19 protein-coding genes are annotated in these 22,878 nt (G+C 59.5%); 1 reads left to right on the top strand and 18 read right to left on the bottom strand.

The genetic code is table 11. The features are described from left to right. Nucleotide 1 precedes the first annotated feature (1 nt). From nuoJ to AC1RQB_RS01095, 18 genes are all read right to left on the bottom strand, one after another. On the bottom strand, nt 2-505 hold the full coding sequence (gene nuoJ, locus AC1RQB_RS01180) for an NADH-quinone oxidoreductase subunit J (RefSeq protein ID WP_007905076.1): 504 nt from the start codon (nt 503-505) through the stop codon (nt 2-4). Nucleotides 506-514: 9 nt separating this feature from the next. Beyond that, nucleotides 515-1,060, bottom strand: coding sequence for an NADH-quinone oxidoreductase subunit NuoI (nuoI, locus tag AC1RQB_RS01175; RefSeq protein ID WP_008014903.1), 546 nt, complete (start codon nt 1,058-1,060; stop codon nt 515-517). Nucleotides 1,061-1,072: 12 nt separating this feature from the next. Next, nucleotides 1,073-2,080: an NADH-quinone oxidoreductase subunit NuoH gene (nuoH, locus tag AC1RQB_RS01170; protein ID WP_008068290.1), complete on the bottom strand. Its 1,008-nt coding sequence runs from the start codon at nt 2,078-2,080 to the stop codon at nt 1,073-1,075. Beyond that, on the bottom strand, nt 2,077-4,791 hold the full coding sequence (gene nuoG / locus AC1RQB_RS01165) for an NADH-quinone oxidoreductase subunit NuoG (protein WP_008068292.1): 2,715 nt from the start codon (nt 4,789-4,791) through the stop codon (nt 2,077-2,079). Before nuoG ends, nuoH begins: the two co-directional genes overlap by 4 nt. A gap of 137 nt (nt 4,792-4,928) precedes the next feature. Next, nucleotides 4,929-6,284, bottom strand: a complete 1,356-nt coding sequence (gene nuoF, locus AC1RQB_RS01160) for an NADH-quinone oxidoreductase subunit NuoF (RefSeq protein WP_008068294.1) — start codon at nt 6,282-6,284, stop codon at nt 4,929-4,931. Further along, complete coding sequence (gene nuoE, locus AC1RQB_RS01155; RefSeq protein WP_007905058.1) at nt 6,281-6,778, bottom strand: NADH-quinone oxidoreductase subunit NuoE; 498 nt, start codon at nt 6,776-6,778, stop codon at nt 6,281-6,283. The genes nuoF and nuoE overlap by 4 nt, the downstream gene beginning before the upstream one ends. A 2-nt stretch (nt 6,779-6,780) precedes the next feature. Next, nucleotides 6,781-8,565 (bottom strand): NADH-quinone oxidoreductase subunit C/D, encoded by a 1,785-nt coding sequence (gene nuoC, locus AC1RQB_RS01150; RefSeq protein WP_007905056.1) that lies wholly within the window; start codon nt 8,563-8,565, stop codon nt 6,781-6,783. A 72-nt stretch (nt 8,566-8,637) separates the two neighbouring features. Then, complete coding sequence (locus AC1RQB_RS01145; RefSeq protein ID WP_007905053.1) at nt 8,638-9,312, bottom strand: NuoB/complex I 20 kDa subunit family protein; 675 nt, start codon at nt 9,310-9,312, stop codon at nt 8,638-8,640. Between the two features lie 10 nt (nt 9,313-9,322). Beyond that, nucleotides 9,323-9,736: an NADH-quinone oxidoreductase subunit A gene (locus AC1RQB_RS01140; protein WP_007905050.1), complete on the bottom strand. Its 414-nt coding sequence runs from the start codon at nt 9,734-9,736 to the stop codon at nt 9,323-9,325. 649 nt (nt 9,737-10,385) lie between these two features. Continuing rightward, nucleotides 10,386-11,711, bottom strand: a complete 1,326-nt coding sequence (aceA, locus tag AC1RQB_RS01135; protein ID WP_007905048.1) for an isocitrate lyase — start codon at nt 11,709-11,711, stop codon at nt 10,386-10,388. A gap of 498 nt (nt 11,712-12,209) precedes the next feature. After that, the gene (locus AC1RQB_RS01130) at nt 12,210-12,971 is read right to left on the bottom strand and encodes a secretin N-terminal domain-containing protein (protein WP_063343108.1); all 762 of its coding nucleotides are present in this window, start codon (nt 12,969-12,971) and stop codon (nt 12,210-12,212) included. 236 nt (nt 12,972-13,207) lie between these two features. Next, nucleotides 13,208-13,633, bottom strand: a complete 426-nt coding sequence (locus AC1RQB_RS01125) for a GNAT family N-acetyltransferase (protein ID WP_007905044.1) — start codon at nt 13,631-13,633, stop codon at nt 13,208-13,210. Beyond that, nucleotides 13,626-14,795 carry a ribosomal protein uL16 3-hydroxylase gene (locus AC1RQB_RS01120; protein ID WP_063343109.1) on the bottom strand — a complete coding sequence of 390 codons (1,170 nt, stop codon included), beginning with the start codon at nt 14,793-14,795 and terminating at the stop codon, nt 13,626-13,628. The genes AC1RQB_RS01125 and AC1RQB_RS01120 overlap by 8 nt, the downstream gene beginning before the upstream one ends. Before the next feature lie 86 nt (nt 14,796-14,881). Continuing rightward, complete coding sequence (gene purB, locus AC1RQB_RS01115) at nt 14,882-16,252, bottom strand: adenylosuccinate lyase (protein WP_007905039.1); 1,371 nt, start codon at nt 16,250-16,252, stop codon at nt 14,882-14,884. 127 nt (nt 16,253-16,379) lie between these two features. Then, nucleotides 16,380-17,003, bottom strand: coding sequence for a high frequency lysogenization protein HflD (gene hflD / locus AC1RQB_RS01110; RefSeq protein WP_063343110.1), 624 nt, complete (start codon nt 17,001-17,003; stop codon nt 16,380-16,382). After that, complete coding sequence (gene mnmA / locus AC1RQB_RS01105) at nt 17,000-18,133, bottom strand: tRNA 2-thiouridine(34) synthase MnmA (protein ID WP_007905035.1); 1,134 nt, start codon at nt 18,131-18,133, stop codon at nt 17,000-17,002. Before mnmA ends, hflD begins: the two co-directional genes overlap by 4 nt. Before the next feature lie 59 nt (nt 18,134-18,192). Further along, a complete protein-coding gene (locus AC1RQB_RS01100) occupies nt 18,193-18,639 on the bottom strand; it encodes an NUDIX hydrolase (RefSeq protein ID WP_063343111.1) in 447 nt (148 codons plus the stop codon). A gap of 213 nt (nt 18,640-18,852) precedes the next feature. Next, a complete protein-coding gene (locus tag AC1RQB_RS01095; RefSeq protein WP_207267355.1) occupies nt 18,853-21,078 on the bottom strand; it encodes an NADP-dependent isocitrate dehydrogenase in 2,226 nt (741 codons plus the stop codon). 493 nt (nt 21,079-21,571) lie between these two features. Here AC1RQB_RS01095 and icd point away from each other — a divergent pair, with 493 nt between their 5' ends. Further along, nucleotides 21,572-22,828: an NADP-dependent isocitrate dehydrogenase gene (gene icd, locus AC1RQB_RS01090; protein WP_007905029.1), complete on the top strand. Its 1,257-nt coding sequence runs from the start codon at nt 21,572-21,574 to the stop codon at nt 22,826-22,828. Nucleotides 22,829-22,878 lie beyond the last annotated feature (50 nt).

Here is a 22,878-nt window from a genome sequence, read left to right as displayed (position 1 = left end):
GTCATTGCTCCTTGGCTTCGTTGCGGCCCAAGTGGAACGCCGTGACGGCTGCGGCGAGCAGCAGCATCGAGGCGAGTTCGACCACCAGCAGATACGGACCGAACAGGCTGATGCCCACGGCCTTGGCGTCTACGGTGGTGTGGCCGATGGCCTGACCGCTGGCATCGCTGAACAGCACATACAGCAGTTCAACCAGCAGCAGGGTGCCGAGGGCGACGGGGCCCAGCCAGATACCGGGCTTGAGCCAGACGCGCTCTTGCTGAACCGAGGCCGGGCCCAGGTTCAGCATCATCACCACGAACACGAACAGCACCATGATGGCGCCAGCGTAGGCGATCACTTCCAGTACACCGGCAAACGGTGCGCCGAGGGCGAAGAACGTCATGGCCACGGCGATCAGCGAAATGATCAGGTAGAGCAGGGCGTGCACGGGGTTGGTGTTGGTGATCACGCGAAGCGTGGACACAACAGCGATACCCGATGCGAAATAGAAAGCGAATTCCATCTTTCTTCCTTAAGGCAGCAAGCTCTTCACGTTGATCGGCTGGGCTTCATTCTGCGCGGCGCCTTTTGGCTTACCGGCAATCGCCATACCTGCAACACGATAGAAGTTGTAATCAGGGTTTTTGCCGGGGCCGGAGATCAGCAGATCTTCTTTCTCGTACACCAGGTCCTGACGTTTGAACTCGGCCATTTCGAAATCCGGTGTCAGCTGGATCGCGGTGGTCGGGCAGGCTTCCTCGCAGAGGCCGCAGAAAATGCAGCGCGAGAAGTTGATGCGGAAGAAGTCCGGGTACCAGCGACCGTCTTCGGTTTCAGCTTTCTGCAGCGAGATGCAACCCACCGGGCATGCCACGGCGCACAGGTTGCAGGCTACACAACGCTCTTCACCGTCAGGGTCGCGGGTCAGCACGATACGCCCACGGAAGCGCGGCGGCAGGTACACGGCTTCTTCCGGGTACTGCAGCGTGTCGCGCTTGCGGAAGGCGTGGCCGAAAATCATCACCAGGCTGCGAAGCTGGGTGAAGAAGCCATGCACGATGTCAAAAATGTACTTCATGATTCTCTATCCTCACTGAGCCGCGACGGCGGGCGTGTTGAGCAACACGACTGCAGCGGTCACCAGCATGTTGACGAGGGTCAGCGGCAGGCAGAACTTCCAGCTGAAATCCATCACTTGGTCATACCGTGGGCGCGGAATCGAGGCGCGCAACAGGATGAAGAACATGATGAAGAACGCGGTTTTCAGCGCGAACCAGATGAACGGGATCTGCGGCAGAATGCCGAACGGACCGTGCCAGCCACCGAAGAACAAGGTCACCAGCAGCGCCGAAATCAGCACGATGCCGATGTACTCACCGACGAAGAACATGCCCCATTTCATGCCGGCGTATTCAATGTGGTAACCGTCGGCCAGTTCCTGTTCCGCTTCCGGCTGGTCGAACGGGTGACGGTGAGTCACGGCGACGCCAGCGATGAAGAAGGTCAGGAAACCGAAGATCTGCGGAATGATGAACCACATGTTCTGCGCCTGGTATTCAACGATGTCGCGCATGTTGAACGAGCCGACCTGGATCACGATGCCCATCAGCGACAGGCCCATGAACACTTCGTACGACACGGTTTGTGCCGAGGCCCGCAAGCTGCCCAACAGGGCGAACTTGTTGTTACTCGACCAGCCGGCGAACAGCACCGCGTAGACCGACAGACCGGCCATGGCAAAGAAGAACAGGATGCCGATGTTGATATCCGCCACGCCCCAGGTCGGGGTGATCGGGATGATCGCGAAGGCCATCAGCAAGGCGCTCATGGCCACGACCGGCGCCAAGGTGAAGATCACTTTGTCGGCGAACGGCGGGGTCCAGTCTTCCTTGAAGAACATCTTGATCATGTCGGCGGCGATCTGGAACGCGCCGAACGGGCCGACGCGGTTCGGACCGTAACGGTCCTGCCAGAGGGCGAGCAGACGACGCTCGACCCAGCTCAGCAGCGCGCCGCACACCACGACGGCGAGCAGAATCACGATGGCCTTGAGGACCGCGATGATTACGTCGATCACTTCAGGAGTGAACCAGGTCATAGCGCTGCCTCCTGCAGACCGTCAACGGATTTGCCAAAGATCGCTGGCGGAATACCGGCGATACCGGCCGGCAATGCGACCAGACCGGCACCCAGCTCTTCGTTGATGCGCAGCGGCAGACGCAAGGTCTGGCCGGCTACGTTCAGGCTCAGCAGAGCACCGTCATTGACACCCAGGCGGTCGGCTTCGGACTTGGCCAGCGACACATAAGCGGCCGGGATGCGTTCCTGAACCGGTGCGGCTTTGGAAGAGTTCTCTTCGCTGCCGAACAGGTGGAAGAACGGCACGACCTGCCAGGTGCCCGGAGCCGGGTTGAACGCGCGTGGAACACTGGCGAACCAGTTCAGCGAATCACCGGTGCTTTCGATCAGGCGAGTGCCCGGGTCGCCCGCACGGAGGTGACCACCGACTTCGTCCTGGAACTTGTTCCAGGCTTGCGGCGAGTTCCAGCCCGGAGACCAGGCGAAGGGTACTTGCTGACGCGGTTCGACCGAGCCCGAGTAACCTTCCATGGAGAACGAGAACGCGGTGTCGTTGTCCTGGGAAGTACGCGGTTCGTGCACGCTGATGTCGGCGCGCATGGCGGTCCGGCCGCTGTAACGCAGCGGTTCGCGAGCCAGTTTCAGGCCTTTGATGCGGAACGCGGCGGACGGTGCGGCATCGACGATGCGCGCCAATTGCGGTTTGCTCGCAGCAACGGCAGCGGTGACGTGGTCCAGTTGGGTCCAGTCGATCGGCTGGTTCAACAGGGTCGAACGCAGGGCATGCAGCCAGCGCCAGCCTTCGTGAACCAGAATGCTTGCGTCGAGGTAAGTCGGGTCGAAGACCTGGAAGAAACGCTGGGCGCGGCCTTCCTGGCTGACCAGCGTACCGTCGCCTTCAGCGAAGCTGGCCGCTGGCAGCACCAGGTGCGCGCGATCGCTGGTGGCGGTCTTCTGATGGTCCGCCACGATTACCACTTTCGCGGCGTTCAGGGCAGCATCGACACGGGCTTTGTCGGTGCGGGTGTACAGATCGTTTTCGAGCACGACGATGGCGTCGGCCTTACCGTCGATCACCGCTTGCAGGGCTGCGTCGACCGAGTCACCACCGAGCATGGCCAGGCCGAGGCTGTTAGCCTCTGGCACGATCAGGCTGATGGAACCGTTCTTCTCGCGCAGCTTCAGGGCCTTGGCGATGTTCGCTGCAGCTTCGATCAGCGCCTTGGAACCCAGCGAGGTACCGGCAATGATCAGTGGACGCTTGGCCGCGAGCAGGGCGTCGGCAATGCGTTTGGCCAGTTCGAGGGCTTCGGCATCGAGGCCTTCAACCGCTGGAGCGCTGGCATCGAGGGCGTGAGCCACGGCGAAACCGATGCGGGCCAGGTCGTCGGGAGCTGCGTGAACGCACTCTTCAGCCACGTCGTCGAGCTTGGTTTCAGCCAGGCTGGCGATGAACAGCGGGTTCAGCGCGTCCTGACCGATGTTCTTCACCGCAGCATCGAGCCATGGCTGAACGCGCATGGCGTCGGCCATGTCTTCGGCCTTGCCCTTGACCGATTGACGCAGGGCCAGGGCCATGCGCGCAGCAGTCTGGGTCAGGTCTTCGCCGAGGACGAAAATCGCATCGTGATCTTCGATGTCGCGCATGTTCGGGATCGGCAGCGGGCTGTCTTTGAGCACCTGCACAACCAGGCGAATGCGCTCAAGTTCAGCAGCTTCGATACCGGAGTAGAAGTGCTCGGCACCGACCAGTTCCAGCAACGCGTAGTTGCTTTCGAGGCTGGCGCGCGGCGAACCGATACCGACGATATTGCGACCGCGCAGCAGGTCAGCAGCTTTATCCAGCGCTTCGTCGAGGCTCAGCTTGGCGCCGTTGGCCAGCAGTGGCTGACGCGGGCGGTCTTCGCGGTTGACGTAGCCGTAGCCGAAACGGCCACGGTCGCACAGGAAGTACTGGTTCACCGAACCGTTGAAACGGTTTTCGATGCGACGCAGTTCGCCGTAACGCTCGCCCGGGGAAATGTTGCAACCGCTGGAGCAGCCATGGCAGATGCTCGGCGAGAACTGCATGTCCCACTTGCGGTTGTAGCGCTCGGAGTGCGTCTTGTCGGTGAACACACCGGTCGGGCAGACCTCGGTGAGGTTGCCGGAGAACTCGCTTTCGAGGGTGCCGTCTTCAACGCGACCGAAGTACACGTTGTCGTGGGCGCCGAATACACCGAGGTCGGTGCCGCCAGCGTAGTCTTTATAGAAGCGCACGCAGCGATAGCAAGCGATGCAGCGGTTCATTTCGTGGGAAATGAACGGGCCCAGTTGCTGGTTCTGGTGAGTGCGCTTGGTGAAGCGATAACGGCGCTCGTTGTGGCCGGTCATCACCGTCATGTCTTGCAGGTGGCAGTGACCGCCTTCCTCACAGACCGGGCAGTCGTGAGGATGATTGGTCATCAACCATTCAACGACGCTGGCGCGAAACACTTTCGCTTCTTCGTCGTCGATGGAGATCCAGCTGCCGTCGGTGGCGGGGGTCATGCAGGACATGACGATCCGACCACGCTTGTCGTTCTCGTCGGTGTACTGCTTGACCGCGCACTGGCGGCAAGCGCCAACGCTGCCAAGGGCTGGGTGCCAGCAGAAATAAGGGATATCGAGGCCTAGCGACAGACACGCCTGTAACAGGTTGTCTGCCCCATCGACTTCGAGCTCTTTGCCGTCTACGTGGATAGTGGCCATGGTTCAAAGTTCTTCGTTGGCCCGGTGTCAGCGGGCGTGGCTAATGGAATCTTGTTATTCGCGTGAATCAACACAGCCGTTTACGGCGTCATCACACGACAAAGCGAAGGGCACGGACCCTTCGCTTTTTTAAGCGTTTACGCGCCGACTACGATCGGCCTTGCCAGAGGCGGGACGACGGCGCTGGTAGGCGCGATGCCGGCTTCGAACTCTGGACGGAAGTATTTGATGGCACTGCCCAACGGCTCCACGGCACCTGGTGCGTGAGCACAGAAGGTCTTGCCCGGGCCGAGGAAACCGACCAGACCCAGCAGGGTCTCGATATCGCCGGCTTGGCCTTCACCGTTCTCGATCGCGCGCAGCAGCTTGACGCTCCACGGCAGACCGTCACGGCACGGGGTGCAGAAGCCGCAGGATTCGCGGGAGAAGAACTCTTCCATGTTGCGCAGCAACGACACCATGTTGACGCTGTCGTCCACCGCCATGGCCAGGCCGGTACCCATACGGGTGCCCACTTTGGCGATGCCGCCGGCATACATTTGTGCGTCCAGGTGTTCCGGCAACAGGAAACCGGTACCGGCGCCGCCTGGCTGCCAGCACTTGAGCTTGTAACCGTCGCGCATGCCGCCAGCGTAGTCTTCGAACAGCTCGCGACCGGTGACGCCGAACGGCAATTCCCACAGGCCAGGGTTCTTGACCTTGCCGGAGAAGCCCATGAGCTTGGTGCCCATGTCTTCGCTGCCTTCGCGGGCCAACGATTTGTACCAGTCCACGCCGTCGGCAATGATCGCCGGCACGTTGCACAGGGTTTCAACGTTGTTCACGCAAGTCGGCTTGCCCCACACGCCGACGGCGGCAGGGAAGGGCGGCTTGGAACGCGGGTTGGCGCGACGGCCTTCGAGGGAGTTGATCAGTGCGGTTTCTTCACCGCAGATGTAACGCCCGGCGCCGGTGTGCACGAACAGCTCGAAATCGAAGCCGCTGCCCAGGATGTTTTTACCCAGCAGGCCTGCTGCCTTGGCTTCTTCCACGGCACGGTTGAGGTGCTTGGCGGCGGTGGTGTATTCGCCACGCAGGAAGATGTAGCCACGGTAGGTTTTCAGCGCGCGAGCACTGATCAGCATGCCTTCGATCAGCAGATGGGGCAGTTGCTCCATCAGCATGCGGTCTTTCCAAGTGTTCGGCTCCATCTCATCCGCGTTGCACAGCAGGTAGCGGATGTTGATGGATTCGTCCTTGGGCATCAGGCCCCACTTCACGCCCGTGGGGAAGCCTGCACCGCCGCGGCCCTTGAGGCCGGAGTCTTTCACGGTCTGGACGATGTCGTCCTGGGCCATGTCGGCGAAGGCCTTGCGCGCAGCGGCGTAACCGTTCTTGGCCTGGTATTCGTCGAGCCATACGGCTTCGCCGTCGTCACGCAGACGCCAGGTGAGCGGGTGAGTCTCGGCCGAACGCTTGATGCGGTTGGCTGGACCGAAGGAAGTCAGGGTCATACGTAGCCCTCGAGCAATTTGGCAACACCGGCAGGCTGCACATCACCGAACGTGTCGTCGTCGATCATCAACGCCGGCGCCTTGTCGCAGTTGCCGAGGCAGCAGACTGGCAGCAGGGTGAAACGACCGTCGGCGGTGGTCTGACCCAGGCCGATGCCCAGCTTGCTCTGGATTTCGCTGACTACGGACTCATGACCGCCGATGTAGCAGACCATGCTGTCGCAGACGCGAATGATGTGACGGCCCACAGGCTGACGGAAGATCTGGCTGTAGAACGTCGCCACGCCTTCAACGTCGCTGGCCGGGATGCCGAGGATTTCGCCGATGGCGTAGAGCGCGCCGTCAGGCACCCAGCCACGTTCCTTCTGGACGATCTTCAGGGCTTCGATCGACGCCGCGCGCGGGTCTTCGTAGTGATGCAACTCATGCTCGATGGCCGAGCGCTCGGTTTCGCTCAGGGCGAAACGGTCTGTCAGGATAAGCGTGCTGTTCATGCTTAACGGTCCACGTCGGCCATAACGAAATCGATACTACCCAGGTACGCGATCAAGTCCGCGACCATGCTGCCTTTGATCACCGAAGGGATCTGCTGCAGGTGCGGGAAGCTTGGAGTACGAATCCGGGTGCGGTAGCTCATGGTGCCGCCATCGCTCGTCAGGTAATAACTGTTGATGCCCTTGGTCGCTTCGATCATCTGGAAGGATTCGTTGGCCGGCATGACCGGGCCCCACGAAACTTGCAGGAAGTGCGTGATCAGGGTCTCGATGTGTTGCAGCGTGCGCTCTTTGGGTGGCGGCGTGGTCAGCGGGTGATCCGCCTTGTACGGGCCTTCCGGCATGTTGCGCATGCACTGCTCGATGATCTTGATGCTCTGGCGCATTTCTTCGACGCGAACGATGCAACGGTCATAGGCATCGCCATTGGCCGCCAGCGGGATTTCGAATTCGAAGTTTTCGTAGCCGGAGTAAGGGCGAGCCTTACGCAGGTCGAAATCGCAACCGGTGGAACGCAGGCCGGCACCGGTGACGCCCCATTCCAGGGCTTCCTTGGTGTTGTAGGCGGCGACGCCGATGGTGCGGCCACGCAGGATGCTGTTGTCCAGTGCGGCTTTCTGGTATTCGTCCAGACGCTTTGGCATCCACTCGACGAAATCCTTGACCAGTTTTTCCCAGCCGCGCGGCAAGTCGTGAGCGACGCCACCGATGCGGTACCAGGCCGGGTGCAGACGGAAACCGGTGATGGCTTCGATCACCGTGTACGCCTTCTGGCGGTCGGTGAAGGTGAAGAACACCGGGGTCATGGCGCCGACGTCCTGGATGTAAGTCCCCAGGAACAGCAGGTGGCTGGTGATCCGGAAGAACTCGGCCATCATGATGCGGATGACGTCGACCTTCTCGGGCACCTTGATGCCGGCCAGCTTCTCGACCGAGAGCACGTACGGCAGGTTGTTCATCACGCCGCCGAGGTAGTCGATACGGTCGGTGTACGGGATGAAGCTGTGCCAGGACTGACGCTCGGCCATTTTCTCGGCACCACGGTGGTGGTAACCGACGTCCGGCACGCAGTCGACGATCTCTTCACCGTCCAGCTGCAGAATGATGCGGAACGCACCGTGCGCCGAAGGGTGGTTGGGACCTAAGTTGAGGAACATGTAGTCCTCGTTCGCACCGGAACGCTTCATGCCCCAGTCTTCAGGCTTGAAGCGTGCGGCCTCTTCCTCAAGCTGTTGCTTGGCCAGGGTCAGGCTGAACGGGTCGAACTCGGTGGCGCGGGCCGGGAAGTCCTTGCGCAACGGGTGACCTTCCCAGGTCGGCGGCATCATGATGCGGGTCAGGTGCGGGTGACCGGCAAAGTTGATGCCGTACATGTCCCACACTTCACGCTCGTACCAGTTGGCGTTCGGCCAGAGACCGGTAACGGTCGGCACGCTGAGGTCGCTCTCGGACAAGGCGACCTTGATCATTACGTCACTATTACGTTCGATCGACATCAAGTGATAGAACACAGTGAAGTCGGCGCCGCTTGGCAGCCCTTGACGCTTGGTGCGCAGACGCTCGTCCACGCCGTGCAGGTCATAGAGCATGACGTACGGCTTGGGCAGGTTACGCAGGAAGGTCAGGACTTCGACGAGTTTGGCGCGGGCAACCCAAAGCACCGGCATGCCGGTGCGGGTAGGCTGGGCGGTGAACGCCTCCGGGCCAAAACGATTGTTCAGTTCGACGACCACATCCTGGTCGTCTGCCTTGTAAGGCGGGATGTACAGAGCACTGCCTGTAGTCATGGTTATTTATCGCTTTCGGTCAACGTAAAGAATGAAGCCAGTTTCTCGTTTCTTTGTAAGAACAGATCTGGATCAGACTTCGTCGGGGCTGCGCAGGTTGGTTACCTGAATACGCTGTTCGCGGCGCTTTTCCTTTTCGGAAGGCATCTCGGCGCGATAGACGCCTTGATCACCAACGACCCAGGAAAGTGGACGACGCTCCTGGCCAATCGACTCCTGCAACAGCATCAAGCCTTGCAGAAAAGCTTCAGGGCGGGGCGGGCAGCCAGGCACGTAGACGTCCACGGGCAGGAACTTGTCCACCCCTTGAACGACGGAGTAGATGTCGTACATGCCACCGGAGTTGGCGCACGAACCCATGGAGATGACCCATTTAGGCTCGAGCATTTGCTCGTAGAGACGCTGAATGATCGGCGCCATCTTGATGAAGCAGGTACCGGCGATAACCATGAAATCCGCCTGACGCGGCGATGCCCGGATAACCTCGGCGCCAAAGCGCGCGATGTCGTGGGGCGCCGTGAAGGCGGTGGTCATTTCCACGTAGCAGCACGAAAGACCGAAGTTATACGGCCACAGGGAGTTCTTGCGCCCCCAGTTGATCGTGCCGTTGAGCACGTCTTCGAGCTTGCCCATGAAAATGTTTTTGTGGACTTGATCTTCTAACGGATCGGAAACGGTTTCCCGTTTGCCAATCGGATACTGCTCGTTAGGAGCATCGGGGTCGATCCTGGTGAGATTGTATTGCATTGCCAAAGCCTCATTGTTTCAGCTTCGCTTGCCGCTTGCGCCGAGCTTCCGGAGCCCAGTCAAGGGCGCCCACTCGGAATAGGTAGACAAGGCCTGCCAACAGAATTGCTATGAAAACGAGAGCTTCGACGAATCCGGTCCAGCCGCTTTCGCGGACGGACACAGACCAGGCAAAGAGAAAAAGGGCTTCGATATCGAAGATCACGAAGAGCATCGCGACCAGATAGAATTTGGCTGAGAGCCGCAAGCGGGCGCCACCGGTAGGTAGCATGCCGGACTCGAACGGTTCGTTTTTGCTGCGGCCCCAGGCTTTTGACCCGAGGAGGCTGGAGACGCCGAGCATGAAGGCGCAAAGGCCGCCGACACCCAGAAGGAAAATGGCAAAGCCCCAGTTATGGGCCATGAGTCCGGTCGCTTCGGGCATGCTGGTAATCCTTAACAGAGAGCAAAGGTCTCTGAGCTTGAAAAGAAACAAAGCAGTGACGATATGTCGCAGCAATCAATCGCGGTGATTTTATGGCTAAACACCGAGCAAGTAAAATTCAGATAGCGAAATTATTTACAAGAATAAGGACATAGCGTGCCTCCAAAGCCCTGTAGCCCATGCCGCTCGGGCATTAGCGGGGGTTTTGTCAAATATGTTTTGTAGGGAATGTAACGAACATACTTGTCGCTAAATGATAATCAATATTATTTGTCGCAGTTTTCAAACTGTTTAACGGGTGAGTGGCTGGGAAGTTGTCTTATATGCGCGTTACTGCAAGTAGCGAGCACGGTCGTTTTACCTGATTTTCCGGGTCGTGAAACTGCTCTGGATCAATGTGTTTCGCAAGATTTTGTGGGGTGTCGCGTTCCCTGTGGGAGCCGGGCTTGCCCGCGATGACGGCGCGTCAGACGCTGCAGATGTTGACTGACAGGCCGTCATCGCGGGCAAGCCCGGCTCCCACAGGGTTTCTTGGTGGCCGATAAATCGCAGGCAAAAAAACGCCCCGAACCAGTCGGGGCGTCAGATATGCAGCGCTGCGGTTAGCTTTTATTCGGTCCGCAACGGCCGTTTACTCAGATGAAGCAGATCAGTGGAACTGTTCTTCTTCGGTCGAGCCGGTCAGCGCGGTCACCGAGGACGTGCCACCCTGGATCACGGTGGTCATGTCGTCGAAGTAGCCGGTGCCCACTTCCTGCTGGTGAGCCACGAAGGTGTAACCCTTGGCAGCGTCAGCGAACTCTTGCTCTTGCAGCTTCACGTAGGCAGTCATGTCGTTGCGGGCGTAGTCGTGCGCCAGGTTGAACATGCTGTGCCACATGTTGTGAATGCCGGCCAGGGTGATGAACTGGTGCTTGTAACCCATGGCGGACAGTTCGCGCTGGAACTTGGCGATGGTCGCGTCGTCCAGGTTTTTCTTCCAGTTGAAGGAAGGCGAGCAGTTGTACGACAGCAGTTGGTCCGGGTATTCCTTTTTGATCGCTTCAGCGAAGCGACGAGCCTCGTCCAGATCCGGCTTGGCGGTTTCGCACCAGATCAGGTCGGCGAACGGCGCGTAGGCCAGGCCGCGAGCGATGGCCTGGTCGAGACCGGCGCGCACTTTGTAGAAACCTTCCTGGGTGCGTTCGCCAGTCACGAATGGCTGGTCATACGGGTCGCAATCGGACGTCAGCAGGTCGGCTGCGTTGGCGTCGGTACGGGCCAGGATGATGGTCGGTGTACCGGCAACGTCAGCTGCCAGACGAGCAGCGGTCAGCTTCTGCACAGCTTCCTGGGTAGGAACCAGTACCTTGCCGCCCATGTGGCCGCATTTTTTCACGGAAGCCAGTTGGTCTTCGAAGTGAACGCCGGCGGCGCCTGCTTCGATCATGCTCTTCATCAGTTCGTAGGCGTTCAGTACGCCACCGAAACCGGCTTCAGCGTCAGCCACGATCGGTGCGAAGTAGTCGATGTAACCTTCGTCGCCCGGGTTCTTGCCGGCTTTCCACTGGATCTGGTCAGCGCGACGGAACGAGTTGTTGATGCGCTTGACCACGGTCGGAACCGAATCCACCGGGTACAGCGACTGATCCGGGTACATCGATTCGGCGGAGTTGTTGTCCGCAGCTACTTGCCAGCCCGACAGGTAGATCGCCTGGATACCGGCCTTGACTTGTTGCACAGCCTGGCCGCCGGTCAGGGCGCCCATGCAGTTGACGAAATCTTTCTCAGGACGGAAGGACGGCTTGGCACCCTGGGTTACCAGGTTCCAAAGCTTGTCGGCGCCCATTTTTGCAAAGGTGTGCTCAGGTTGAACCGAGCCACGCAGACGGACGACGTCAGCAGCGGAGTAATTGCGTGTCACGCCTTTCCAGCGCGGGTTTTCAGCCCAATCTTTTTCGAGGGCTGCAATTTGCTGTTCGCGTGTCAGTGCCATGGAGATAAACCTCGTCGCATAGGTCTTGATTGGATATTCATGCTCCTGCCAGGTACGCAATTCAAAGGGGCGTAAAAGGCTGCTCGCTGACCAGAAGCTTAGGTGGTCAAGTCGGGTTCGGCGGGGATGGCGACGGGATGAACGATGGGCTCGAGGGGAAGTGAGCAGGTAAGGGCGAACTGGCGAGCGCATTCAGGCGTCGTGGGCCTTGGTGCGAACTTCAGTGTGGAGCCGGGTTACCTAATTACGCTTCCGTCCCTCGGGACAACTTCGTTCCAGTCGGCAACCTCGTCAAACACACCTTGTGGGCGGTACAGACACGAATCGGCTCGCGGGGTAGGTGCGAACAGCGACTCGAAAGCCCTTGCCAGGGCCTCTGATTAGCGGGAGCGAGGCCATCATGCCTTTGCTTTTTTGGCTCGTCAAACGTTTTGTAGTGCTTTTTTTCAAGCACTACATCTTTGGTCTAATACGACTAATCAGTCAGTTTTCGGTGGTTTAGTCCAAAGTATCGACTTTCACCCGCAGGGTCATGTCATCCCGGCCCTGAGTCGAGTAACTGTGGGTCTGGCCCTGTTTGTCGGCCTGAGTCTGGCGGTTCACGCCGGCCAGGGTGATCCATTCACCCAGTCGACCCGTGACAGTTGTGTCGGTACTTTGCACATTCACTACATCAGGACGTTCCTGGCTCATCCGGTCACGGTTGGTACTGATTGCCAGATGAACGATGTCGCCGGTAACGCTGGCGGTGACGTAGAAACCTTGAGTGACATTGCGGTATTCGGTCTGGCTGCGCAGGTCGCCATAGGAATCGGTCTGCGTGCTGGTCAACGGTACGCTCTGGCCGACCTGGATCAGTGCCGGTGTGCCTTCGCTGGCCTGAACCTGCTGGATACCGCCGTCACGGCTGTCGGTGCTGCGGTTGATGATGCGAGTCTGGCTCGGCTTTGCACCGTTTACCGAATAACCCTGATCACTCTGGAAGTTATTTTCGTTGGTATCGACGGTGATCAGCAAGCGCTTGGCGGCCACATCGAGTTGGCTGATCAAGGCCTTGAGTTCGTCGATCTTGCGTTGTTCTGCGTTGACGATCAGCTGATTGCCATAGGCGCTGACCTGGCCGTCCTTGCCGATGAAATTCTGCGCCACCGACAGCAGGTCGGCGCTGGTGCGATAGTTCAGGGGCACGATCTCGGTGGCGGCCATGACCGAAAAACTGCAGGTCAGCAGCAGCGTGGTGAGCAGGGTGCGTAGGGACATATCCGTTATCTCCGGCCTTTAAAGTCTTGATATTGCCAGTTTGTCGGCCCGCGGTGGGGCAAGTTGAATCGTAGACAGCAAAACGCCCCGGCATCCGAGGATGGCGGGGCGTGATCGTTCCCACGCTCCGCGTGGGAATGCAGCCTGTGACGCTCCGCGTCACTGCCGCGAGGGGGGCGCGGAGCGTCCCAAGAGGCATTCCCACGCGGAGCGTGGGAACGATCAGTTACAGGGTCTCAGGCGGAGTGACGCACCATGTCCACGTGCGGAATCCCGGCTTCCAGGAATTCCTCACTGACCATGCTGAAGCCCAAGCGCTCATAGAACGCCGTGGCCTGCACTTGTGCGCTCAGCATCTGCTGCTTCAGTCCGCGCTCCTCGGCTTCACCGATCACTGCTTGCATCAGCGCATCGCCGACTTTCAAGCCGCGCCAGTCCTTCAGCACCGATACCCGACCGATGTGACCATCTGGCAGCAGCCGAGCGGTGCCGATCGGGAAGTCGCCTTCAAAGGCCAGGAAGTGGACTGCCGTTGCGTCATCAGCATCCCATTCCAGCTCAGGCGGAACGGATTGCTCGGCGATGAACACCGTCTCACGAATGCGCCGGATCTCGGCGTTATCCTTTTGCCAGTCTGCGACACGAACGTGAATTTTATTCATCAGCAAACCCCAGGCTGCCTTGCTTGACCAACTCACACAACAGGCCGCGGCCGTCTTCGTCGTTCAGCCACTCGCCAAGGTTGTCGACGTGCAGCGCATCGGCGGCGCAGATCATCTTCAGCAGCTCGCGCAGTTTGCCCGGCAGGTAACGGCTCTGGCCGCTGGCGAACAGCAGCAGGTCATCGTCGACTTCAGACCAGGCCAGGCGCGCGCTCGGGTTGCGGATCAGCACCGCGCCTTGTTCGAGGCTGGCGAGCAGGTCGTCTTCTTCGACCTCTTCCGGGCCCACCACCAGCTCCGGGTAACGCGGCTCGGTCATGAACTGGCCGAACCAGGTCAGCAGCAAGCGCTCGTCGCTCATGTGCTCGGCCAGCAGGCTTTTCAGGCGATCAAGGGCGTCGTGCTGGATCTGGTGAGGATCGACCGCCGGCAGGGCGTCGGCGTCGGTGTAACGCTCTTCGTCCGACAGGAACTGGCTGAGGAAATCGGTGAAGTGGGTCAGCACTTCAGAGGCGCTCGGTGCACGGAAACCGACCGAGTAAGTCATGCAGTCGTCAACGGCCACACCGCAGTGAGCCAAACGCGGCGGCAAGTAGAGCATGTCGCCTGGTTCCAGCACCCATTCGTCGGTGGCGTCGAAATCAGCGAGGATGCGCAAGTCGGCGTGTTGCAGCAGCTTGCTCTCGGAATCGCACATCTGGCCGATTTTCCAGTTGCGCTTGCCGTGACCCTGCAGCAGGAACACATCGTAGTTGTCGAAGTGCGGGCCAACACTGCCACCCGGGGCGGCGAAGCTGATCATCACATCATCGACGCGCCAGCTCGGCAGGAAGCGGAAGTTCTCCAGCAGCTCAGCGACTTCCGGCACGAACTGGTCGACCGCTTGAACCAGCAGGGTCCAGTCACGTTCCGGCAGTTTGCTGAATTCGTCTTCGGCAAACGGACCACGGCGCAATTCCCAAGGACGCTCGCCGTTCTCGATCACCAGGCGCGATTCGACTTCTTCTTCCAGCGCAAGGCCGGCCAGTTCGTCGGCGTCGATCGGGCTTTCGAAATCAGGGATCGCCTGACGGATCAGCAGGGGTTTTTTCTGCCAGTAGTCACGCAGGAATTCGCGCGCCGTGATGCCGCCCAGAAGTTGAAGAGGAATGTCAGGATTCATGTGTAACCTATTGAAAAAAAGCACTTTTCAGACGGGAATAAAAACGCCCGGCGCTGCCGGGCGTCTCAAACGGGTAAAGCGGTCGATCAGATGCGTTTGGCTTGCGCTACAGCGTTGCCGATGTAGTTGGCCGGGGTGAGCAGTTTCAGCTCGGCCTTGGCGGCGGCTGGCATGTCCAGGCCGTCGATGAAAGTCTGCAGCGCTTCAGGGCTGATGCCCTTGCCGCGAGTCAGCTCTTTCAGCTTTTCGTACGGGTTTTCGATGTTGTAGCGGCGCATCACGGTCTGGATCGGCTCGGCCAATACTTCCCAGCACGCGTCCAGGTCAGCGGCGATTTTCTGAGCGTTGAGCTCCAGTTTGCTGATGCCTTTGAGGCTGGCTTCGTACGCGATCACGCTGTGGGCGAAGCCGACACCGAGGTTGCGCAGTACGGTGGAGTCGGTCAGGTCACGCTGCCAGCGGGAGATCGGCAGCTTGCTCGCCAGGTGCTGGAACAGTGCGTTGGCGATCCCCAGGTTGCCTTCGGAGTTTTCGAAGTCGATCGGGTTGACCTTGTGCGGCATGGTCGAGGAACCGATTTCGCCAGCGATGGTGCGCTGTTTGAAATAACCCAGGGAGATGTAGCCCCAGATGTCGCGGTCGAAGTCGATCAGGATGGTGTTGAAGCGCGCGATCGCGTCGAACAGCTCGGCGATGTAGTCGTGCGGTTCGATCTGCGTGGTGTACGGGTTGAAGCCCAGGCCCAGCTCGTCTTCGATGAAGGCGCGGGCGTTGGCTTCCCAGTCGATCTCAGGGTAGGCCGACAGGTGAGCGTTGTAGTTGCCGACAGCGCCGTTGATCTTGCCCAGCAGCGGAACGGCGGCGACTTGAGCGATCTGACGCTCCAGACGGTAAACCACGTTCGCCAGCTCTTTGCCCAGGGTGGTCGGCGATGCCGGTTGACCGTGGGTGCGTGACAGCATCGGTACGTCAGCGAAACGGATCGCCAGTTCGCGAATGGCTTCGGCGGTCTGGCGCATCAGTGGCAGCATCACATCATCACGGCCTTCGCGCAGCATCAGAGCGTGGGACAGGTTGTTGATGTCCTCGCTGGTGCAGGCAAAGTGGATGAATTCGCTGACGGCAGCCAGTTCCGGCAGCTTGGCCGCTTGCTCTTTGAGCAGGTACTCAATGGCTTTGACGTCGTGGTTGGTGGTGCGCTCGATCTCTTTGACACGCTCGGCGTGCTCCAGGGAGAAGTTTTCCGCCAGGGTGTTCAGCACCGCGTTGGCTTCGGCGGAGAACGCCGGCACTTCGCTGATGGCAGGGTGAGCGGCCAGGCGCTGGAGCCAGCGCACTTCAACCAGAACGCGAGCACGGATCAGGCCGTATTCGCTGAAAATCGGGCGCAGGGCCTGGGTTTTGCCGGCGTAGCGGCCGTCAACAGGGGAAACCGCAGTGAGCGAAGAGAGCTGCATGGGGTGTTCTCGGACAGTCGGGCAACGAAATGGGGCGCGTATCATACATGAAAAAATCCGCCGGTCCGTTGCCAACTGACCGGCGTATTACGCGTTACTGACTACAAAACGGTATTGCGGGCGCGGTTCAGCTGCTGCGCATCAGCGGATAAAGCTCTTTAAGCAATTTGCGCCGGCTGATCACCAACTGCCAGCGATGACCGCCCAACTGCCGCCACAGGCGCGCCGATCGAATTCCGGCTAGTAACAGCGCGCGGATCTTCGAGGCATTGCTCGGTTGCTGCAGGTTGCGCATGTCACCATGCACTTGAATCCGTTGGCGCAGGGTGCTCAGGGTGTCCTGATACAACGCACCGCAGGCGGCGATCACGTTTTCGTGAGCCGGGCCAAAGTGTTCGACCTGAGACTGAATCTGCGGCAAACGCTTGCCGATCACTTCCAGCATGTCGTCGCGCTTGGCCAGCTGACGCTCCAGGCCGAGCATCGCCAGCGCATAGCGCAGCGGTTCGCGCTGAAGGGTGCTGGGGTCGCGTTCCAGGGCGCCAATCAATGCGCGGTAACCTTCACGCAGATTGATGTCGTCACCACCATAGACTTCCAGCGTGTCCTTGGGGTCGCGAATCAACAGGCTGCCGAGCATGCAGGTCAGCCCGGCTTCATTGGTCTGGCCGGTCTTGGCGATCTTGTCGACCAGTACGGCGGCGAGAAACACACCGCCCAGAGCCGTCAGTTGCTCCTGAGTCGGGCTCATGAGCGCTGACCCTTGCTGGTCCAGGGTTCGGCCACTTCGATCACGCCACCACCGAGGCAGATTTCACCGTCGTAGAACACCACGGATTGGCCTGGGGTGACTGCGCGTTGCGGGTCATCGAAGGTCGCGCGGTAGCCGCTGGCGGTCTTTTCCAGCGTGCAAGGCTGGTCGCTCTGGCGATAACGCACCTTGGCGGTCAGCTTGCGTGGCTCGGTCAAATCGATCGGGTTGACCCAATAGATGTCTGAAGCGAGCAGGGCGCGGGAGAACAGATAAGGGTGATCATTGCCCTGGCCCACGATCAGCTCGTTGTGTTCCAGGTCCTTGATCAGCACATACCACGGCTCGTCACCGGCGTCTTTCAAGCCGCCGATGCCCAGGCCCTGACGCTGGCCGATGGTGTGGTACATCAAGCCGTGGTGACGGCCGATGACTTCGCCTTCGGTGGTCTTGATCTCGCCTGGCTGGGCCGGCAGGTATTGCTTGAGGAAGTCGCTGAAGCGGCGTTCGCCGATAAAGCAGATTCCGGTGGAATCCTTTTTCTTCGCGGTGGCCAGGTCGTGTTTCTCGGCAATCGCGCGCACTTCGGGTTTTTCCAGCTCGCCGACCGGGAACAGGGTCTTGGCGATCTGTTCACCGCCGACGGCGTGCAGGAAGTAGCTCTGGTCCTTGTTCGGATCCAGGCCCTTGAGCAATTCGGTGCGGCCATCGATGTCGCGGCGACGCACGTAGTGGCCGGTGGCGATCAGATCGGCGCCGAGCATCATGGCGTAATCGAGGAACGCCTTGAACTTGATTTCGCGGTTGCAGAGGATGTCCGGGTTCGGCGTGCGACCGGCCTTGTACTCGGCCAGGAAATGTTCGAACACGTTGTCCCAGTATTCGGCGGCGAAGTTGGCGGTATGCAGCTTGATGCCAATCTTGTCGCACACGGCCTGAGCGTCCGCCAGGTCATCCATGGCGGTGCAGTATTCGGTTCCATCGTCTTCTTCCCAGTTCTTCATGAACAGGCCTTCCACCTCATAACCCTGCTCGATCAGCAGGAGAGCGGAAACGGAAGAGTCCACGCCGCCGGACATGCCGACAATGACGCGCTTCTTTTGTGTGTCAGAAGGGGCTGGATCACGCATAGGGATTCAATGAGTGTCTTGAAAAAGGACGCGATTCTAGCAGGCTGAAGCCCGCAAGGCTAAAGAGAAGGGCGGATCAGCTCGAGGCTGAAGTGTTTACCGTCCAGATAATCATCGATACAGCGGATGATCAGCTCACTGCGCCAGTTTGCGCGCTGTTGCAGCAGTTCGTCACGCGTCAGCCATTTTGCGCCGACGATACCGTCATCCAGCTGATAATCCGGGTGGTGTTTGAGCGGTTTTGCGGTGAAGCAGACCCGCTGATAAGTCACGCCGTTGCTCGGGGCGGTGTAGAGATAAATGCCCACCACGCCTGTCGGCTCGACGTCCCAGCCGGTTTCCTCGAGGGTTTCACGCACGGCGGCTTCGATCAGGGTTTCGTCCGGGTCCAGATGGCCGGCGGGCTGGTTGAGCACCGTTTGTCCGTGCTTGAGTTCTTCGACCATCAGGAAGCGACCATTGTCTTCGATGATGGTGGCGACGGTGATGTGGGGTAGCCAGTCCATAAGACTTCCTCAATTTGAATGTTGAAACCCGATCCTGTGGGAGCTGGCTTGCCTGCGATGGCGGTGGGTCAGTCGATATCAATCTTGAATGATAAACCGCCATCGCAGGCAAGCCAGCTCCCACAGGTTCGGGTTCTGACAGATAAATATGTATGAACGCCACAAACACAAACCCCGGCACGAGGCCGGGGTTTGTGATGTTCCCTTACAACCTTAAACCAACGCAGCGATCGCGGCGTTGAAGGTGTTGCTCGGGCGCATGGCCTTGCTGATCAGCTCGGCATTGGCGTGGTAGTAACCGCCGATGTCCACTGGCTTGCCCTGCACGGCGTTGAGCTCGGCAACGATGGTCGCTTCGTTCTCGGTCAGGGTCTTGGCCAGTTCGCCGAACTGCGCTTGCAGTGCAGCGTCTTCGGTCTGGGCGGCCAGGGCTTGAGCCCAGTACAGCGCCAGGTAGAAGTGGCTGCCGCGGTTGTCGATGTTGCCGACTTTGCGCGATGGCGATTTGTTGTTGTCCAGGAACTGGCCGGTGGCCTGATCCAGGGTCTTGGCCAGCACCAGCGCTTTAGGGTTGTTGTAGGTAACACCCAGGTGCTCGAGGGAAGCAGCCAGGGCCAGGAACTCGCCCAGGGAATCCCAGCGCAGGAAGTTTTCTTCCAGCAGCTGTTGAACGTGCTTCGGTGCCGAACCGCCGGCGCCGGTTTCGAACAGGCCACCGCCGTTCATCAGCGGAACGATCGACAGCATCTTGGCGCTGGTGCCCAGTTCCATGATCGGGAACAGGTCGGTCAGGTAGTCGCGCAATACGTTGCCGGTCACCGAGATGGTGTCCTTGCCTTCACGGGTGCGGTCCAGGGTGAACTTCATCGCGTCGACAGGCGACATGATGCGGATGTCCAGGCCAGAAGTATCGTGATCCTTCAGGTACGCCTGAACTTTCTCGATCACTACGCCGTCGTGGGCGCGCATTGGGTCCAGCCAGAAAATCGCCGGAGTTGCGCTTGCACGGGCACGGTTGACGGCCAGTTTGACCCAGTCCTGGATCGGCGCGTCTTTGGTCTGGCACATGCGGAAGATGTCGCCGGCTTCAACCGACTGTTCCAGCAGAGTGCGGCCAGCGCTGTCGGAAACCCGAACTACGCCGTTTGCCTTGATCTGGAAGGTCTTGTCGTGCGAGCCGTACTCTTCGGCTTTTTTCGCCATCAGGCCAACGTTTGGCACGCTGCCCATGGTGGTTGGATCAAAGGCGCCGTTAGCCTTGCAGTCTTCGATCACCGCCTGGTAGATGGTGGCGTAGCAGCGATCCGGGATCACAGCCTTGGTGTCGTGCAACTGACCGTCGGTGCCCCACATTTTGCCGGAGTCACGGATCATTGCCGGCATCGAAGCGTCGACGATGACGTCGCTCGGCACGTGCAGGTTGGTGATGCCTTTGTCGGAGTTGACCATGGCCAACGACGGACGAACGGCGTAGACCGCCTGGATGTCCGCTTCGATCTGCGCTTGCTGCTCGGCAGGCAAGGCCTTGATACGAGCGTACAGGTCGCCGATGCCGTTGTTCAGGTTAAAGCCGATCTGGGCCAGCACGTCAGCGTGCTTGGCCAGTGCGTCTTTATAGAACTCGGCAACGATCTGGCCGAACATGATCGGGTCGGAGACCTTCATCATGGTGGCTTTCAGGTGAACCGACAGCAACACGCCTTTGGCTTTGGCGTCTTCGATCTCGGCCGCGATGAAGCTGCGCAGCGCGTTTTTGCTCATGACTGCGCAATCGAGAATCTCACCGGCTTGTACGGTGGTTTTTTCTTTCAGGACGGTGGTGGTGCCGTCTTGAGCGATCAGTTCGATTTTGACGGCGTCAGCGGCGTCGATCAGGGCGGCTTTTTCGCTGCCGTAGAAATCGCCGGTGCTCATGTGAGCGACGTGGGACTTGGAGTCTTTGGCCCATGCGCCCATTTTGTGCGGGTGCTTGCGCGCGTAGTTCTTGACCGACAGCGGTGCACGACGATCGGAGTTGCCTTCGCGCAGAACCGGGTTCACGGCGCTGCCCTTGATCTTGTCGTAACGCGACTTGGCGAGCTTGTCGGCATCGCTGGTCACGGTTTCCGGGTAGTCCGGCAGTGCGAAGCCCTGGGCTTGCAGCTCTTTGATCGCGGCCTGCAGTTGCGGAACCGAAGCGCTGATGTTCGGCAGCTTGATGATGTTGGCTTCAGGTGTAACGGCCAGGTCGCCCAGTTCGGCGAGGTGGTCGGCTACGGCTTTGTCACCCAATTGCTCGGGGAAGCTGGCCAGAATGCGCCCTGCAAGAGAGATATCGCGGGTTTCAACGGCGATATCAGCCGAGGCGGTGAAAGCCTCTACGATAGGCAACAGTGAATAGGTGGCGAGGGCTGGGGCTTCGTCGGTGAAGGTATAGATGATCTTCGAGCGGGTGGGCATATTCGGATTAACTCTCTCTTCTTTGCTAAAGCGTGCGCAGAAACTCGAGGGGCGCCGGGTAAGCGCGTTCGTTCAAAGTCATCCGTGAACCGAATGTCGAGGTTTCTTCGCGGTGATGTTGGGTGCATCAGTCGAGCGTCAAGCGGGTGGACTGCGGTAACAATCCGGCTTATTCGGGCCCAACGTCGTGTGATAGAGCGGTCGGCCGTCGTGACTCTGTGGTCAGCGGCGGCATTATACATAGGTAGCTGGCAATCTGCCGATGGTTCATATGCAACGTTTTTCGTCCATTGGTCTAAAGGTCGCAGGTGAGTGCGGCGCGTAGAGTCGTTCGCCGTGCTTGAGTTTGGCGCTTTTCCCTTTGCTTTCAGGCTTGTACGTCGCGAACTGTGCAGCTTTGCGGCAGATGGGTGGAACATAGGGTTTGCGCGCCGATTTAACTGGGGTACGCTCGAACGCAGCCAGATGTTCAATCCAAACAATGGAGTACAGCATGGGATACAAGAAGATTCAGGTTCCAGCCGTCGGCGACAAAATCACCGTCAACGCAGACCATTCTCTCAATGTTCCTAACAACCCGATCATCCCCTTCATCGAAGGCGATGGTATTGGCGTTGATATCAGCCCGGTCATGATCAAGGTTGTCGATGCTGCTGTTAAGAAAGCTTACGGCGGCGAGCGCAAAATTTCCTGGATGGAAGTCTACGCCGGGGAGAAAGCGACTCAGGTTTACGATCAGGACACCTGGCTGCCTCAGGAAACCCTGGACGCGGTCAAGGATTATGTAGTTTCCATCAAAGGCCCTCTGACCACCCCGGTCGGCGGTGGCATCCGTTCGCTGAACGTGGCCCTGCGTCAGCAACTCGACCTGTATGTGTGCCTGCGCCCAGTGCGCTGGTTCGAAGGCGTACCGAGCCCGGTCAAGAAGCCAGGCGATGTCGACATGACCATCTTCCGTGAAAACTCGGAAGACATTTATGCCGGTATCGAGTGGAAAGCCGGCTCGCCGGAAGCGACCAAGGTCATCAAGTTCCTTAAAGAAGAAATGGGCGTCACCAAGATCCGTTTCGACGAAAACTGCGGTATCGGCGTCAAGCCGGTGTCCCTGGAAGGCACCAAGCGTCTGGCGCGCAAGGCCCTGCAGTATGTGGTCGACAACGACCGCGACTCGCTGACCATCGTGCACAAAGGCAACATCATGAAGTTCACCGAAGGTGCCTTCAAGGAATGGGCCTACGAAGTGGCCGCTGAAGAATTCGGCGCGACCCTGCTCGACGGCGGTCCGTGGATGCAGTTCAAGAACCCGAAAACCGGCAAGAACGTCATCGTCAAGGACGCCATCGCCGACGCCATGCTCCAGCAGATCCTGCTGCGCCCGGCCGAATACGATGTCATCGCGACCCTGAACCTCAACGGCGACTACCTCTCCGACGCCCTGGCGGCCGAAGTGGGTGGTATCGGTATCGCGCCGGGTGCCAACCTGTCCGACACCGTGGCCATGTTCGAAGCCACCCACGGTACTGCGCCGAAGTACGCCGGCAAGGACCAGGTCAACCCGGGTTCGTTGATCCTGTCCGCTGAGATGATGCTGCGTCACATGGGCTGGACCGAAGCGGCCGACCTGATCATCAAAGGCACCAACGGCGCGATTTCCGCGAAAACCGTGACCTATGACTTCGAACGTCTGATGGAGGGCGCGAAACTGCTGTCGTCTTCCGCGTTTGGTGATGCGTTGATCTCGCACATGTAAACCAGCTGACAAAAAAAACCGCCTTCGGGCGGTTTTTTTTATGACTGGAT

This window comes from Pseudomonas sp. GW822-FHT02E03 (assembly GCF_058802325.1).
Note: the sequence above shows the minus strand (reverse complement) of the source record. Positions and strands in the feature narration are given on the sequence as shown.

Coding starts and splice junctions, on each gene's coding strand:
- nuoJ (WP_007905076.1), bottom strand. CDS start 505: ATGGAATTCGCTTTCTATTTCGCATCGGGTATCGCTGTTGTGTCCACG.
- nuoI (WP_008014903.1), bottom strand. CDS start 1,060: ATGAAGTACATTTTTGACATCGTGCATGGCTTCTTCACCCAGCTTCGC.
- nuoH (WP_008068290.1), bottom strand. CDS start 2,080: ATGACCTGGTTCACTCCTGAAGTGATCGACGTAATCATCGCGGTCCTC.
- nuoG (WP_008068292.1), bottom strand. CDS start 4,791: ATGGCCACTATCCACGTAGACGGCAAAGAGCTCGAAGTCGATGGGGCA.
- nuoF (WP_008068294.1), bottom strand. CDS start 6,284: ATGACCCTGACTTCCTTCGGTCCAGCCAACCGCATCAAGCGTTCGGCC.
- nuoE (WP_007905058.1), bottom strand. CDS start 6,778: ATGAACAGCACGCTTATCCTGACAGACCGTTTCGCCCTGAGCGAAACC.
- nuoC (WP_007905056.1), bottom strand. CDS start 8,565: ATGACTACAGGCAGTGCTCTGTACATCCCGCCTTACAAGGCAGACGAC.
- AC1RQB_RS01145 (WP_007905053.1), bottom strand. CDS start 9,312: ATGCAATACAATCTCACCAGGATCGACCCCGATGCTCCTAACGAGCAG.
- AC1RQB_RS01140 (WP_007905050.1), bottom strand. CDS start 9,736: ATGCCCGAAGCGACCGGACTCATGGCCCATAACTGGGGCTTTGCCATT.
- aceA (WP_007905048.1), bottom strand. CDS start 11,711: ATGGCACTGACACGCGAACAGCAAATTGCAGCCCTCGAAAAAGATTGG.
- AC1RQB_RS01130 (WP_063343108.1), bottom strand. CDS start 12,971: ATGTCCCTACGCACCCTGCTCACCACGCTGCTGCTGACCTGCAGTTTT.
- AC1RQB_RS01125 (WP_007905044.1), bottom strand. CDS start 13,633: ATGAATAAAATTCACGTTCGTGTCGCAGACTGGCAAAAGGATAACGCC.
- AC1RQB_RS01120 (WP_063343109.1), bottom strand. CDS start 14,795: ATGAATCCTGACATTCCTCTTCAACTTCTGGGCGGCATCACGGCGCGC.
- purB (WP_007905039.1), bottom strand. CDS start 16,252: ATGCAGCTCTCTTCGCTCACTGCGGTTTCCCCTGTTGACGGCCGCTAC.
- hflD (WP_063343110.1), bottom strand. CDS start 17,003: ATGAGCCCGACTCAGGAGCAACTGACGGCTCTGGGCGGTGTGTTTCTC.
- mnmA (WP_007905035.1), bottom strand. CDS start 18,133: ATGCGTGATCCAGCCCCTTCTGACACACAAAAGAAGCGCGTCATTGTC.
- AC1RQB_RS01100 (WP_063343111.1), bottom strand. CDS start 18,639: ATGGACTGGCTACCCCACATCACCGTCGCCACCATCATCGAAGACAAT.
- AC1RQB_RS01095 (WP_207267355.1), bottom strand. CDS start 21,078: ATGCCCACCCGCTCGAAGATCATCTATACCTTCACCGACGAAGCCCCA.
- icd (WP_007905029.1), top strand. CDS start 21,572: ATGGGATACAAGAAGATTCAGGTTCCAGCCGTCGGCGACAAAATCACC.